Raw genomic sequence first — 15,561 nt, 5'->3', positions numbered from 1 at the left:
GGCGCCGGCCGCCCGTCGTCAAGGCGGCCGGCATCTTTCCCGAGGGATCGCTGCGCCACCGGACAGTGCCGGTGGCGCCCGCTCCGCGTGGAAAGCGTTATGATGGTTTTACCCTCATGACATGAGCCCTCATGCATCATCGCAAATCCAGACTGCTGAAGCATGCCCGTGCGCGCAGCGCTGCAGAGACGACACTGATGCAGTCGTTGCGAACCGCATCGCCCCTGCTCGAGGTCATGAACAGCCTGGTGCCGACTTTGCTGCTGGGGCTGCTTTCACCCGACGGCAAGGTGCTCTACATCAACCAGGCCGCGCTGGACAAGGGCGGCTTCGCGCTCGACCAGGTGTTCGGGCTGCCCTTCGACGAAACGCCATGGTGGGACACCCCGGCCGAGGATCGCGCACGCCTGCGCGCCGAAATGGCCCGCGCCGCCGGCGGGCAGCCCGCCCGCTTCGAAGTGCGCTACCGGGAGGCCACCGGCTGCCTGCGCATGGTCGACTTCAACCTGCAGCCGGTGTTCTGCGATGCCGGACAAGTCGCCTACATCGTGGCCTCGTCCGCCGACGTGACGGAGCGCCAGGCCGCGGAAGACGCGCGCCACCTGACCCAGTTCGCGATCGACCGCGCCAGCACGGCCGTGCTGCGGGTCCAGCCGGACGGCAAGGTGCACTACGCGAACGAGTCGGCCTGCCAGCTGCTCGGCTATCCGCAGGACAGGCTGGTCGGGATGCCGGTCAGCGCGTTCGACACCCAAGTCACGGCCGAGAGTTTCCCGGGGCGCTGGGCCGAGTTGAGGGAGCGTGGCGGCGTTCACTTCGAAACGGTCTACCGCCGCTCCGACGGGCATGACGTCCCGGTCCATCTCACCGTCAACCACATCGAGTACCGGGGCGGGGAGTACGGTTTCTGCTTCGTGGTCGACATCAGCGCCTCCAAGCAGGCGGAGCGGGACATCCATTCGCTGGCCTATCACGACCAGCTGACCGGCCTGCCGAACCGCGTCTCCTTTCTCGATGAAGTCAGCCGCCAGATCGATGATGCCGGCGCAGGGCAAGCCGACTGCGCCGTCCTGATCGTCGACGTGGCCCGCTTCCGCCCGATCATGGCGACGCTGGGGCAGCCCGTGGGCGACCAGCTGGTTGAGCAGATCGCCGGCAGGCTTGGTTCCCTGGTCGACGCGCGCACCTGGCTGGCGCGCATCGGCCCGGACCAGTTCGGCCTGCTGGCATGCGGCGCCGGCAGCCGGGAGGCGGCCAGTACGGTGATCGAGCAGGTGCAGGACAGCTTCGCCGCGCCCTTTCGCGTCAGGGAGGCCGAGCTGCGGCTATCGTGCCGGATCGGCATCAGCCTGTACCCCCAGGACGGGGCCGATGCCGAATCCGTGTTCAAGCATGCCGAAGCGGCGCTGAACCAGGCCAAGGCCAGCGGCCAGCATTGCTTTTTCTACTCCCGCCACATAAGCGACGGCGCGGCCCAGCGGCTGGCGCTGGAAAACAAGCTCCAGCAGGCGCTCGAGAAAGAGGAGTTCGTGCTGCACTACCAGCCCAAGGTCGGCCTGCGGACCGGCCGCATCGAAGGCGTCGAGGCACTGATCCGCTGGAACAGCCCCGGCCTGGGGCTGGTCGCGCCGGCGGAATTCATCCCCTTGATCGAAGAAACCGGCCTGATCCTCAAGGTCGGCGCCTGGGCCCTGTGCAAGGCGGCGCAGGATCACCGCGCCTGGGTCGAGCAGGGCCTGGCGGCGCCGCGGGTGGCGGTCAACGTGTCGACCGTCCAGCTGCGCACTCCGGACTTCGCCGACATCGTCCGGCGCGCGCTGGCGCACGGCGCGCCCACGCCCGGCCTCGACATCGAAGTCACGGAAAGCTTCGTGATGAACGACGTCGAGCGCATCATCGAGACATTGGCCGCAATCCGCGACATGGGCGTCGACATCGCCGTCGACGACTTCGGCACCGGCTACTCCTCGCTCGCCTACCTGGTCCGGCTGCCGGTCCAGATCCTCAAGATCGACCGTTCCTTCGTGTCGACCATGCTCGAGAACGCCGCCACCATGACCCTGGTGCGCGCCGTCGTGTCGCTGGCCCATGCGCTGCGCCTGGACGTGGTCGCCGAGGGCGTCGAGACCGCAGAGCAGATGCAGGCCCTGCGCGAGATCGGCTGCGACCAGATCCAGGGCTATTACATCGGCAAGCCGGTGCCGGCGCAGGTGCTGGCCGGGATGCTGGCAGAGCGGGCAGGATGAGCGGCGGCGGCAGTGTGCGCTCATCCCGCTGTTCGGCGCCAGCATCGACATCGGCATCGGTATCGTACTAAGCATCATCGCTGCTCGGGCGGCACCCCATAGCCAAGAAATGGCGCGATCTTCGTGCTGCTTCCAGCCGCCCCGACCGCCTTCAGACACCTTAGCGGACTGATATCGGTGGCATTCCCATTGCCGCCATTCGTGACCGTCCTGGCATCGCCCGGATGCCCATGGGGCAGGCACAACGAGGGGTGATCGAACGGCGCCTTTTCGTACCTGACCCGTTCGTCGGTCAACGACACGAGAAATGCGACCAGACTTTCCTTTTCGTCCTCGGTCAAGTTCAACGGGCGAATATCCGGGGCCAAATCATCCTTGTTCTCGTCAGCAAAATCCCCGCCACGGTTGTAGAAGTCGACAACCTGCATGAGCGTCGCCTTGCCGCCGTTGTGAAAATAAGGGCCGGTCAGTTCCACATTGCGTAACCCCGGGGTCTTGAACGCGCCATTGACGCTGACTTTGTCGACGGCCGGTCGTTCATACTTGCGTGGATCAAAATTATTTCCGAGCAACGACGCGTTATCGGCCGACTTGGCGAACAGCAAGCTTTCCGATAATGGATTGCCAAACGGATCTACCCCGCCGATGCCGACATCGTCACTCGTCGGCCTGACGCCGATATTATAGAATCCGTTGTCGTACGTTTTCACCGACCCGTCGCGCATGGGCATTTTTTCCAGGCGTTGATTAAGGACATGGCGAAACGATGCATTCGTCAGCTCTGCTCCCCCGTGGCAGTTGATGCACTGGCCTTTTCCCCGAAATATGACCAAGCCTTTGCTGGCTTTCTCCGACAAGCTTCCTTTGCCTTCTGCATAGCGATCGAAAGGACTGTCGTCGGCAATCAGCGTCGACTGGTATAGCTGCACTGCGATGCTAAAGAACAGCGAGAAGTTCGCTTCCATCTGGCTTGCGTCGGTGTCTGTAAAGCTATCGAAAGGGTGCGGATTCTTGAGATCCATCGAACCGACACGTTTCGCATGATTTCTGGTGAAGCGTATGATTGAAGGGGCTTGCCAGTAGTCCGCGTGAAACGCTTGCGCAATCATTGCTCGATAAGTTGGCCTCTCATTGGCGAATTTCGCCAATACGCTGTCGGTTGGCGAAATAGCCTGATCACTCAGCATTTTCTGGTCCAGGAGTTTCTGACCAAGCTTTACGAAAGCCCTTCCCGTGCAGCTCATTTCGGTTCCCGACAGCGGGGGGCCTGATCCTTGGGATGCCAGTGAAGACGATGGAAGCGCAACGTGCACCTGACGGAGCAGGCCCGCTTCGCGCTTCCAGATCAAGGGAGCGGTGTTACGTAATCCAAAAGGATCCACGCCGTTGAAAACATTGTTGGCGCGGCCGTCCCAGAAATTCCGGAAATTGAACACAGCATTGATGACCGATGGCGTGTTACGGGGTTCAACCCGCCTGGTGTTGATACCGTTTATACTAAACCCGTCCTGATGATCCGTGACGACGTCGCATTCGTCCGCGCTGTTTTTGCCCTTTCCGACGATACCTTTGAACTTTGCGGTGAACACACCTTGCGATGAGGCCACCTCATTGACGTCGGATATTTTCGCGCCGGCGCCATTGGCGTCTGCCTCATTGATATATCGGGTGAAGGGAAAATCCTTTGCCGTCAGTTGATAGTTTGGTCCACCGCCGACCTGGAAGGTGGAATCGGGGTTAGGCGCATTTGGCGCCAACCTCGGAAAACGTCTCAAGGTTCCCGGATCCAATTGGTTCTTGCTGCGATCATCCACACCGGCGCTGAAGTGGCAGGTTGCGCACGAAGTTTTGTTATCGCTGCCTACTCGGGTATCCCAGAACAAGGCCTTTCCAAGCCGGATGGCGGCTTGTTTGTCCTTTACAAACTCCGACAGCATCGCTGCTGATGGGCCTGGTACCGGGACAGTTTTCAAAGACATGGATTCGACGGAATCCTGCGCATAGGAGAATTGGTCGCTTAAAACAAAGCTGCTGATCGCCAGCACGGAACCAACCTGCAATATTTTATTAAATCTCTTGCAGCGCGAGAATACATGATGCGGAATTGTCTTGATTATTTTAATGTTGCGATGCACCGCACGGGATTCCACAGCAACCGTGGCACGAATACGTTTTACCAAGAACATGGCCGCCCCCAGATTCAGTCTTGTTAACGAATTAGATGGGTAGAACCGAAATTCGGGGTCGCACGATCTCTTTACGCTCCAGCGGACGGCGTCGCAAGACGCATCCTGCTCCGCAGCCATGGCGCGCGTAACCATCTTCCCGGGCAAACGGGAACCGGAACATGAGGTTTTAAGGTGCTTTGACAATGGGCAAAGCATCACACTCGATGTGAGCATCTGCAGCGCATCGGACTGATGTGTTTGCTAGTTGACCGCCTCTATTACGTTTCAAAAACAGGAACAACCCCATCGTTATAATGTATCGCCGGGTCAAGTAATTCTTTAAGCAAATTTCCTAACGAAATTTCTTGAAATTACTGTCGTCGACAATGACCACGTCGATAAGTTCAGAATATTTGCCGTATTTACACCGGCAGTCAATGTGTAGTGATGATTTTTTTGTTGTTCCTATCTGGCACGCGGCGCTCAGTTGCAGGTAGCAAAACTATTTTAATAAACTCAGGGAATAATTACTGATTGGCACCGGACCTTTGCATGCCTCTTATCTCCCCCGCGTGAAACATTTCCCGCCCATAAATCGCTTGAAATTCATTTATTTATGCACTGCGGATGTTGGGTCCATGAAAATTTTTCGGGACGGGCCGTACGAGGAACTCAACGGTATTGACGGCAACGGGGCGTAGCATCAGGAAACCGACATTCGGCTGCAGTTGGGTCTGTTTCGCGCAACACCGTTAGGAAAAGATCTCTCCTCCATGCAAGCCGGCGACTCGCTGGAGGAGTCGCGCAGGAACGCTCGCCTCCACCCGCGTGTGGCGTGGCCGCCTTGGCTCGACTGCAGGTCCTGTCCTGCCGCCACAGGCGGTGAACATCGCAGAGGCATGGTGCAGGTATGTGCGCTGTCTCCCGGCGCATAAGCCGGCTTTGCAACAGCGCGGGGCATACTTTTCCCGGCCCTGGTTTTGCTTATTTGAGATGGATCAAGATGTGCATATCTGGTTCCAGTCAACAATTGCCGGCTGCCATCGTGTGCCAACGATGTATGCGATAATTCACGCCGCCCAAAAGCCTTCCGCTTTCGGGCGTTTCTATTTACCTGTAATAAAAGGCTCCAACATGTTCAAAAAAATCGCCGTCGCGGCTGCCCTGATCGCCGCATCCGCCGCCAGCATCGCCGCCGAAGCGCCAGCGTTCTACGCCGGTGTGGCCGGAACCTCCACCGAAGTCGACGGTTTCGACCGTGAAAGCGGCTACGGCGCCTTCCTCGGCTACAAGTTCAACCAGAGCATCGCCATCGAAGGCGGCTACTACCGCGTCGCCGACAGCGAATACCGTGTGGGCGCCCTGCGCGGCGACGTCACCCTCGACCAGATCGACCTGTCGGTCATCGGCACCCTGCCGCTGAGCAACGGCTTCGACCTCTACGGCCGCCTGGGCATCGCTCGCCTCGAAGCGAAAGCCAACTTCGCCGGCTACACCGGCAAGGAGCACGACACGAACGCCCTGTACGGCCTGGGCCTGGGCTACACCTTCACCCCGGCCGTCCACGGCCGCCTGGAAGTGCAGAAGCCGTCGAGCGATGCGACCAAGATCGTCGCCGGCGTCGCTTTCAAGTTCTGATTAGATATATCCTTACGCCTGCCGCTTCCGGTTTTCCGGAGCCGGCTGCAAAAGCCCGGAATTGCTCGCGCATTCCGGGCTTTTATCATTCAGAAGGGCTATCGATATGCATATCGAATAGGTTCGCCCGGTTATTGCCTTGGGGATTAACCTGACGCCATAACCCGGCGCCGGCAGTAACGCGCCTATTTGCCGTGCTTTCTATCTTTTCTATACTTTCTATTATGTATGCCGATATAGGTGAATATGTTCACGCCTTCTCCCGCGGGTCGCGCTTGTATCGTCCATTTCTTTGGCGCTGTTCGCGTTAAGTGTGGAATCTTCGGATACGGCTGAGGTCCAACCTGGACCCAATCATGCCGGAGGCGCCATGCAAGCACGTCCGTTCAAGCAATTGCTCACGCGTATTACCTCACTGACGCGGCGCCAGCGCGAGCACTTGCTCGGCTTGCTGCTGCCGGCAGCGAAACTCGACAAGGTTGCCGACCTGGTCGAGCAGGCCAGCGCCGCCCGGCTCGCTTGCCCGGCGTGCCGCTCGCAACAGCTGTATCGGCACGGACGGGCCAACGGCCTGCAGCGCTACCGCTGCAAGCAATGCGGGCGCACCTGCAATGCCCTGAGCGGCACGGCCCTGGCGCGCCTGCGCCACAAGGAGCGCTGGCTCGATTATTTAAATACGATGCTCGACTCGCGCAGCGTGCGCCGCAGCGCCGTCGATCTCGGCGTTGCCGGCGCCACCAGCTTTCGCTGGCGCCACCGCTTCCTGAGTACGAGCAAGCACGACCGGGCACCACGCCTGTCAGGCATTGCCGAAGCCGACGAGCTGTATCTGCTCGAATCGCACAAGGGATCGCGGACGCTCGAGCGTCCGCCACGCAAGCGCGGCGGGAAAGCGACAAAACGCGGCATCTCGGGCGAACAGGTGTGCATTCTCGTTGCGCGCGACCGGACGGGCCAAACGCTGGATTGGGTGCCCGGCAAGGGACCGGTCACGCGCGCGCAATTGCAGCAGCACCTGCTGCCGCGGCTGGAGCGCGATGTGCTGCTCGTTACCGACGCCCACGCTGCTTACCGGGCGTTTGTCCGGCAAGCCGGGATATCCCATGAAGCAGTCAACCTGCAGGGTGGGATCCGGGTGCGCGGCGCGATCCACGTGCAGAACGTCAATGCCTACCACAGCCGGCTGCGCGGCTGGCTGCTGCCCTTTCGGGGCGTTGCCAGCCGTTATCTGGACAACTACCTGGGCTGGCGCTGGGCGCTCGACGGCCGGCGGATCGGCACCCCCGAAGCCTTCCTGCGCGCAGCGCTCGGGGTGAGAGGCTAAGCGTCGACGCTTGGCTTGCGACGCGCGGCGTGCGACGCCCGGCATTTCCACACTTAACGCGAACAGCGCCATTTCTTTTGCAGCGGATAAGTGCGCATGACAAAGATAAAGCGGCAAGCATGGGTTCCCGCACTGCGTCGTAGGCGGAAACAAGAGCCGTCCCCGGGGCCGGACTGGCGACGCCACACTAGGCGCTTCTGGTTGGCAACCTAATTCGCTATAATGATGCCCTTTCCAGCGCCCCGAACCGCCCGGCAATCCTACCTGATGCTCGTCCCGCTTTCACGCATTCGATCCGCCCGCTTCGTCATGGTCTGCATCCTGACGCTGGTGATGGTGTTTGCGCACTGGCAGGGCCTGGCGCACCGGATCGCGCACGCGGCGCAATTCCCCGCTGCGGGCGCCGGCCTGGCTGCCAGCACGCCGGGCAGCGCCGACCAGCGGGCCGTGCCGCACTCCTGTCTCGCCTATGACGCGGCCACGGTCGCGCCCGCACTGCACAGCCCTGCCTGCACGCTGGGCATCCTTCCCGGCGGCCGGGTGCTGGCCCAATGGGCGGCATTCGATTCCTGGGATGCGCCCTTCACGCCCTATTTCTCGTCCCGCGCCCCGCCCCTCGCCTGACTGCCCTGACTTCCTGACCCCGCTTGCGCCGGCCTGCCTGCGCGCGCGGTCGCCCCGTTTTTCCGAGCGGTTTGTCATGCTCGTTTTCAAGGAATCATCATGCACGTCCAGCGTACTCTCCTGGCGAGCGCGGTCCTGACCGCCCTCGCGCCCCTGTCGTTCGCCCAGAGCTCCGCTCAGTTGAACAATGAGCAGAACAATGAGCCGAACGGCGCACCGGTCGCCACCGTCGTCGTTACCGCCTCCCCCTTCAAGGCCGCCGAAGGCGACCAGATCCTGACCCCGGCGAAAGTGCTGGCTGGTCATGAACTGCGCAGCAAGCTCGGCAGCTCGCTCGGCGAGACCCTCTCGAGCGAGCTCGGCGTTTCGGCCTCGGCCTTCGGCGCCGGCGCATCGCGCCCGATCATCCGCGGCCTCGAGGGCAATCGGGTCAAGGTGCTGGAGAACGGCATGGCCGTCTCCGACCTGTCCGGCCTGTCGAACGACCATGCCGTCACCGGCGAAGCGGCCACCGCGCGCCAGATCGAGATCCTGCGCGGGCCTGCCGCCCTGCTCTACGGCTCGGGCGCGATCGGTGGCCTGGTCAACGTGGTCAACGAGCGCATCCCGACCGAACACCACGACAAGCCGAGCGGCGTGGTCGAAACGCGCTACAACAGCGTCGACCACGGCCGGGCCGTCTCGTTCTCGGGCGATGCCTCGGCCGGGAACATCGCGCTGCACCTCGACGGCAGCGGCCGCGAGGCGGGCGACTACCACATCCCCGGCGCGCCGACCGGCGACGCCCTGCCCAATTCCGCCCTGCGCCAGCACGCACTGGGCGTCGGTGCTTCCTGGATCGGCGAGCGCGGCTACATCGGCGCCTCGGCCAGCTCGCTCGACAAGCGCTACGGCATCCCCGGCGGCGAAGGATCGCAGATCGACCTCGAGCAAACCCGCTACGACATCGACAGCCTGCTCAATGCGCCGCTGCCCGGCTTCGAGACCCTGCGCTTCAAGGTCGGCTACAGCGACTACGGCCACGTCGAACTCAACGAGGAAGGCGGCGCCGAAACCGTGTTCGCCAACCGCGCGCTGGAAACCCGGCTGGAGATGAAGCACAAACCGGTCGCCGGCTGGAGCGGCAGCGTCGGCGTGCAGACCGAACACGCGCGCTTCTCGGGCCTGTCGGCCGCCAGCGGCGAATCGGCGACGGTGCCGGTGACGGTGTCGGACACCCACGCCGCCTTCCTGGTCGAGGAGCGCGATTTCGGCGTCGCGCGGGTGAACGCCGGCGTGCGCCTGGAATCGGTCAAGCGCGAACCGGAAGGCGCGCGCCGCCGCAGTTTCGACCTGCTGTCCTACTCGGCCGGCGCGATCGTCCCGATGACGCCCGGCTACAGCGTCGGCCTGACCGCCTCGGTGGCCCAGCGCGCCCCGGGCGCCGACGAGCTGTACTCGGGCGGCCCGCACGAGTCGACCCTGACCTTCGACATCGGCAACCCGGATTTCAAGAAGGAAACCTCGCACAATGTCGAGCTGTCCTTCCGCAAGACGAGCGGCCTGGTGCGCTGGCAGGCAAACCTGTTCCAGAACCGCGTGCACGACTTCATCTATGGCGAAGTGAGCGACACCCTGCTCGACGACGAAGGCAATCCAGGCGATGAACTGCGCGAGCGCACCTTCCGCCAGGCCAACGCGACGATCCGCGGCGTGGAAGCCGAGCTCAGCTGGAACCAGCACAACGACGGCCTGTCGCTGCGCGCCTTCGGCGACATGTCGCGCGGCAAGCTCGACGATGCCGGCAGCCTGCCGCTGCAGCCGGCCAAGCGCCTCGGCATGGAAGCCGGCTACAAGCAGGGCGCGCTGCGCGGCGGCGTCACGCTGCTGCGCGCGCTCAAGCAGGAGCGCCTGGCCGCCTTCGAGTCGACCCCGACCCCGGGTTATACCCAGCTCGACGCCAACCTGTCCTATACCCAGCGCTTCCAGGACACCGACCTGACCTGGTTCATCATCGGCAAAAACCTGCTCGATGAAGAGATCCGGATCTCGACCTCGGTGCTGAAGGATATTGCGCCGCTGCCGGGCCGGAATATCACGGTGGGCGTGCGCGCCGCCTTCTGAGGCAGGGCCAGCGGGGAGCACGAGGAAGTCCTTCCCTCGTGCTCCCCGATCGGCATGTACAATCTCGCAACTGAGCAAACCGATTGTGCCGCATGCCCAACCCACGCATCCTTGTCCTGTACGCCCATCCGGCACCGCACCGCTCGCGCATCAACCGCAGGCTGGCCGAAGCCGCTGCCGCCCTGGAGGGCGTGCTGGTGCACGACCTGTACGAGACCTATCCCGATTTCTTCATCGACGTGCCGCGCGAGCAGGCCTTGCTGGAGCAGGCCGAGCTGGTCGTGTTCCTGCACCCGCTGCGCTGGTACGGCATGCCCTCGCTGCTGAAGGAATGGGTCGACAGCGTGCTGTTACCCGGCTGGGCCTACGGGCCCGGCGCGCACCGCCTGCGCGGCAAGGCGCACTGGGTGGCGCTCACCATCGGCAATCCGGAGGAAAGCCATCCGCCCGGCGAACACGGCGCGCATCCGCTCGAGGCCTTCCTGCCGCCCTTCGAGCAGATTGCCATCGTGTGCGGGATGACGTGGTGGCCGCCGCACATCCTGTCCGGCGCGAACGGCGCCCCGGCCGACGCGGTCGACGCCCACATCGCCGCCTTCCAGGCGCGGCTCCGGTCCTTCCTCGACGCCGCACCGCAAGGAGGTCCGCATGGAGCATAGCCTGTTGACGAATGCCCTGGTCTACCTGGCCGCCGCCGTGGTCGCGGTGCCGCTCGCCAAGCGCCTCGGCCTGGGCGCGGTGCTCGGCTACCTGCTGGCCGGGATGGCGATCGGCCCCTGGGGCCTGGGCCTGATCCGCGAGGTCGAGGACATCCTGCACTTTTCCGAATTCGGCGTCGTCCTGCTGCTGTTCCTGATCGGGCTCGAACTCGAACCGAGCCGCCTGTGGTCGATGCGGCGCCCGATCTTCGGCTGGGGCGGCGCCCAGGTCGCGGGCGTCACCGCCGCCCTGTTCGGCGCCGCGCTGCTGGCCGGGGTCGCCTGGGAGGTCGCGCTGGTCGCCTCGCTCGGGCTGTCGCTGTCGTCCACCGCGATCGCGCTGGCCACGCTCGGCGAACGCAACCTGATGGGCACGCCCGCCGGCCAGGCGGGATTCGCCCTGCTGCTGTTCCAGGACATCGCGGCCATCCCGATGATCGCCCTGGTGCCGGTACTGGGCGTGGCGGCCGCCGACAGTGCCGGCGGCGGCTGGAGCGGCGCCGCGCGCCTGGCGCTGGTGGTCGCCGGCGTCGTGATCGGCGGGCGCTACCTGGTGCGCCCGGCGCTGCGCGTCATCGCCCGCTCCGGCATGCGCGAAATCTTCACCGCCTTCGCGCTGCTGCTGGTGATCGCGATTTCGCTCCTGATGCAGTGGGTCGGGATGTCGATGGCCCTCGGCTCCTTCATGGCCGGCGTGCTGCTGGCCGATTCCGAATACCGCCACGCGCTGGAAACCGACCTCGAGCCGTTCAAGGGCCTGCTGCTCGGCCTGTTCTTCATCGCGGTCGGCATGTCGGTCGATTTCGGCGTGTTCGGCGACCATCCCTGGCTGATCCTGGGGCTGGTGGCCGGCTTCCTGGCGATCAAGCTGGCGGTGCTGTTCGCGCTCTCCTTCGTGTTCCGGATCGCGCGCGGGCAGCGCTGGCTGTTCGCCTTCCTGCTGTCCCAGGGCGGCGAGTTCGCCTTCGTGGTGTTCGGGGCGGCCAGCGCGGCGCGCGTGTTCACCCCGGAGGTCGGCTCGATCCTGGTGGCGACCGTCGCGCTGTCGATGGTGGCGACGCCGCTGCTGCTGGTATTCCACGACAAGGTGCTCGAACCGCGCTACCGCGGCCAGAACAAGCGCGCCGCGGACGCGATCGAGGGCGACGAAGGGCATGTCATCATCGCCGGCTTCGGGCGTTTCGGCCAGATCGTCGGGCGCCTGCTCAACGCGAACCGCTTCAAGCTGACCATCCTCGACCACGATCCGGACCAGATCGAACTGCTGCGCGGCTTCGGCTTCAAGGTATTCTACGGCGACGCCACCCGCGTCGACCTGCTGCACGCGGCCGGCGCGGACAAGGCGCGCGCGCTGGTGCTGGCGATCGACGACATCGAGGACAGCCTGGCCCTGGCCGACGCCGTGCGCGAGAACTTCCCGCACCTGCCGGTGCTGGCGCGGGCGCGCAACGTGACCCATTACTACCAGCTGATGGACCGCGGCGTGACCGTCATCGAGCGCGAGACCTTCGAGTCGGCCCTCCAGCTGGGGCGGCGCGTGCTGTGCCAGCTCGGCTACGGCGCCTACCGCGCGCGCGAGGCGACCCTCAAATTCCGCGAGCACAACAAGGCCACCGTCGATGCAGTCTACCCGTACTACAAGGACCGCGAACAGTACGTGTCGATGGCCAAGCGCGCACGCGACGAACTGAACCAGATGTTCGCGCGCGACCTCAAGCGCTACGACAGCGAGACCGACGGCGGCTGGGACTGAGCGGCGCGGGCGACGCCTCGCAGACTGCACTATTTTGGTGCATTTTCAGCGCCTCTGTGGCCCTGATCCGGGCTGCATATTTGTGTACAATGCAAGGTTTCCACGGCCGGACCCAACGTGAACAGCAGAGACAGTCGATACGCCTTCCTGGATAACGGAGGCCGCATGGGCGAACGCATCCGGGCAGCGGACTGGTCGGCCCATGCGGTCGGCCCGATCGAAGGCTGGGAGGCGTCGCTGCGCACCGGCCTGGGCATCATGCTCGCCGCCTCCTTCCCGACCTTCCTTGCCTGGGGCGAGGAGCTGGCCCTGTTCTTCAACGATGCCTACCTGCCGATTCTCGGAACAAAGTCGGACTGGGCGCTGGGCGAAACCTATGCCAGCGTCTGGCCCGAGGTGTGGGAGGCGCTGGCGCCGACCCTGGCGCGGGTGCAGGCCGGCGAATCCTTCGTGTTCGAGAACTACGCCACCACCCTGGATCGCCATGGCTACCCCGAGCCGGCCTGGTTTACGTTTTCCTACAGTCCCCTGCGCGACGAGTGCGGCGTGGTGCGCGGCCTGATCTGCACCGTGATCGAAGTCACCGACAAGCTCGAAGCGGTCGCGCGCCACAAGGAAGCCGAGGAACGGCTCGCCATGTCGCTCGAGGCGTCCGGCAACATCGGCACCTGGTCGTACGATCTCGACACCTTCGCCACCCACGTCGACGAGCGCTTCGCGCGCCTGTTCCAGGTGGATGCCGCGCTCGCGCGTTCCGGCACCGAGCTGTCCCGTTTTACCGACATGATCCACCCGGACGACCGCCAGCGGGTGCTCGACGCCATCGCCACGGCCGTGCGCGACGCGTCCCAATACGAGGCCGAATACCGGATACCGCAGCGCTCCGGCGTCGACGCCTGGGTCAACGCGCGCGGCAAGGTATACCTCGATCCTGCAACCGGCAGCCGCCGCTTCGCCGGCATCGCCGTCGACATCAGCGAGCGCAAGCAGGCCGAGCTGGCGCTGCTGGCCACCGAGCGCCAGGCCGCGGCCGCCTCGCTGCGCGCCGAGGAGAGCCGGCGCCGGCTCGACGGCCTGCTGGAAGCGGCGCCGGTCGGCATCGTCTACGTCGATACCCAGGGCCGGATGCTGATGTCGAACCCTGCCAACCGCGGCATCTGGGGCGACTACCCGGTACCGGACAGCGTTGACGAGTACGTCGACTGGAAAGGCTGGTGGGCGCACGACGGCCGGCCCCTGGCGCCGCACGACTGGCCGATCGCGCGCGCGCTGGCCGGCGGGGGAACCACCGAAGCCTTCGTCGAGATCGAGCCCTTCGGCAGCCCGGGCGTACGCAAGACGATCCTGGTGCGCGCCCAGGCCCTGCGCGGTGCCGACGGCGTCATCGAGGGCGCGCTTGCCGCCAACATGGACGTCACGGCCCAGGTCGAGGCCGAGCGCGCCCTGAAGGACAGCGAACGCAAATTCCGCAACATCGCCAACATGATCCCGCAGATGGTGTGGTCGATCCGGATCGGCGGCGGCGAGGACTACGTCAACGAGCGCTGGTATGCGTTCACCGGCCACCGCCCGGCACAGTCGGCCGATACGCGCTGGCGCGAAGCGATCCACCCGGACGACCTGGCAGCGGTGCTGGCCGCGTGGAAGCGCAGCGTCGCCGAGCACAGCCCGTTCGAAATCGAGCACCGGCTGGTCCACCACGCGGGCGGCTACCGCTGGGTGCTCAACCGCGCCCTGCCCAGCCTGGATGGCGCCGGCCGCGTCACGCACTGGATGGGCACCCTTACCGACATCCACGACCAGAAGGCCGGCGAGGAGGAGCTGCGCGCCGCCGCCCGCCGCAAGGACGAGTTCCTGGCCATGCTCGCGCACGAGCTGCGCAACCCGCTCGCGCCGATCAGCAACGCGGCGCAGCTGATCGCGATCGCCGAGCCGAGCGACAAGCGGATCCGCCAGTCGAGCGAGGTGATCAGCCGACAGGTGCGCCACATGACGGAACTGGTGGACGACCTGCTCGACGTCTCGCGCGTCACGCGCGGGCTGGTCACGCTGGTGCGCGAGCCGGTCGACGTGCGTTCGATCGTGCTCGGCGCGGTCGAGCAGGCGCGCCCGCTGATCGAGGCGCGCGGCCAGCAGCTGCACCTGTCGCTCGACGAGGCGCCGCTGCGTGTCGACGCCGACCGCACGCGCATGGTGCAGGTGGTGTCGAACCTGCTCAACAACGCGGCCAAGTACACGCCCCAGGGCGGCAGCATCGCGGTCTCGAGCACGCGCGGGAGCGCAGGCGCCGGCAGCCAGGTGACGATCGCCGTCAGCGACAGCGGCATCGGCATCGCGCCCGACGTCCTGCCGCTGGTGTTCGACCTGTTCACCCAGGCCGAGCGCACGCCGGACCGGTCCCAGGGCGGCCTCGGGCTCGGCCTGGCCCTGGTAAAAAGCCTGGTGCAGCTGCACGGCGGACAGGTCGCGGCGCACAGCGCGGGCCTCGGCAAGGGCAGCAGCTTCAGCATCACGCTCGACCTGGTCGAGGCCGGCGCCGGCGCGGGCGCCGCAGCCGCTCCCGGCGCAACCGCCCAGGCACCGGGTGCCGGCAAGCGGATCCTGATCGTCGACGACAACGCCGACGCCGCCGACTCGCTGGGCGAGATCCTGGGCGCCTTCGGCCATGCGGTGGCCACCGCCAACACCTCCTGCGCCGGCCTGGCCGCCGCCGCCGCCGGCTGGCCCGAAGTGTTCATCCTCGACATCGGCCTGCCCGACATCGACGGCTACGAACTGGTGCGCCGCCTGCGCGCCCTGCCCCAGGCGCGCCCGGCGCTGTACCTGGCCCTCACCGGCTACGGCCAGGCCCACGACAAGGTGCTCGCGCTGGGCGCGGGCTTCGACCATCATTTCGTCAAGCCGGTGGATTTGCAGGTGTTGATGGCGGTGATCGACGCGGGTCTGCAATCGTAGGGTGGGCTCCGCCCACGCGTTACGTGCGCGCGCCCCCAACGCGTGGACTCGG

At 65.1% G+C, this 15,561-nt stretch carries 9 protein-coding genes; 8 read left to right on the top strand and 1 reads right to left on the bottom strand.

Annotation, left to right across the window (positions count from 1 at the left end; genetic code table 11):
- Positions 1-197: 197 nt before the first annotated feature.
- The gene (locus tag ACFPAH_RS19535; RefSeq protein ID WP_379748641.1) at positions 198-2,246 is read left to right on the top strand and encodes a putative bifunctional diguanylate cyclase/phosphodiesterase; all 2,049 of its coding nucleotides are present in this window, start codon (positions 198-200) and stop codon (positions 2,244-2,246) included.
- Positions 2,247-2,320: 74 nt separating this feature from the next.
- On the opposite strand, the gene ACFPAH_RS19530 is transcribed toward ACFPAH_RS19535, so the two are convergent.
- Positions 2,321-4,432 carry a cytochrome-c peroxidase gene (locus ACFPAH_RS19530; protein ID WP_379748639.1) on the bottom strand — a complete coding sequence of 704 codons (2,112 nt, stop codon included), beginning with the start codon at positions 4,430-4,432 and terminating at the stop codon, positions 2,321-2,323.
- Positions 4,433-5,548: 1,116 nt separating this feature from the next.
- Between ACFPAH_RS19530 and ACFPAH_RS19525 the strand changes: the two genes are divergently transcribed.
- From ACFPAH_RS19525 to ACFPAH_RS19495, 7 genes are all read left to right on the top strand, one after another.
- Positions 5,549-6,052 (top strand): outer membrane beta-barrel protein, encoded by a 504-nt coding sequence (locus ACFPAH_RS19525; protein ID WP_379748637.1) that lies wholly within the window; start codon positions 5,549-5,551, stop codon positions 6,050-6,052.
- A gap of 370 nt (positions 6,053-6,422) precedes the next feature.
- Entirely contained in the window at positions 6,423-7,376 is a 954-nt protein-coding gene (locus tag ACFPAH_RS19520; RefSeq protein ID WP_379748635.1) for an IS1595 family transposase, read from the top strand.
- Between the two features lie 267 nt (positions 7,377-7,643).
- Complete coding sequence (locus tag ACFPAH_RS19515) at positions 7,644-8,000, top strand: hypothetical protein (RefSeq protein WP_379748633.1); 357 nt, start codon at positions 7,644-7,646, stop codon at positions 7,998-8,000.
- Positions 8,001-8,099: 99 nt separating this feature from the next.
- Positions 8,100-10,103, top strand: a complete 2,004-nt coding sequence (locus ACFPAH_RS19510; RefSeq protein ID WP_379748631.1) for a TonB-dependent receptor — start codon at positions 8,100-8,102, stop codon at positions 10,101-10,103.
- Between the two features lie 92 nt (positions 10,104-10,195).
- On the top strand, positions 10,196-10,762 hold the full coding sequence (locus ACFPAH_RS19505; RefSeq protein WP_379748629.1) for an NAD(P)H-dependent oxidoreductase: 567 nt from the start codon (positions 10,196-10,198) through the stop codon (positions 10,760-10,762).
- A complete protein-coding gene (gene kefC / locus ACFPAH_RS19500) occupies positions 10,752-12,554 on the top strand; it encodes a glutathione-regulated potassium-efflux system protein KefC (RefSeq protein ID WP_379748627.1) in 1,803 nt (600 codons plus the stop codon). Before ACFPAH_RS19505 ends, kefC begins: the two co-directional genes overlap by 11 nt.
- Positions 12,555-12,719: 165 nt before the next feature.
- Positions 12,720-15,509: a PAS domain S-box protein gene (locus tag ACFPAH_RS19495; RefSeq protein ID WP_379748625.1), complete on the top strand. Its 2,790-nt coding sequence runs from the start codon at positions 12,720-12,722 to the stop codon at positions 15,507-15,509.
- The last annotated feature ends 52 nt before the right edge of the window (positions 15,510-15,561 follow it).

Source organism: Massilia sp. GCM10023247, assembly GCF_042653325.1.
Taxonomy (GTDB): Bacteria; Pseudomonadota; Gammaproteobacteria; order Burkholderiales; family Burkholderiaceae_D; genus Telluria.
Note: the sequence above shows the minus strand (reverse complement) of the source record. Positions and strands in the feature narration are given on the sequence as shown.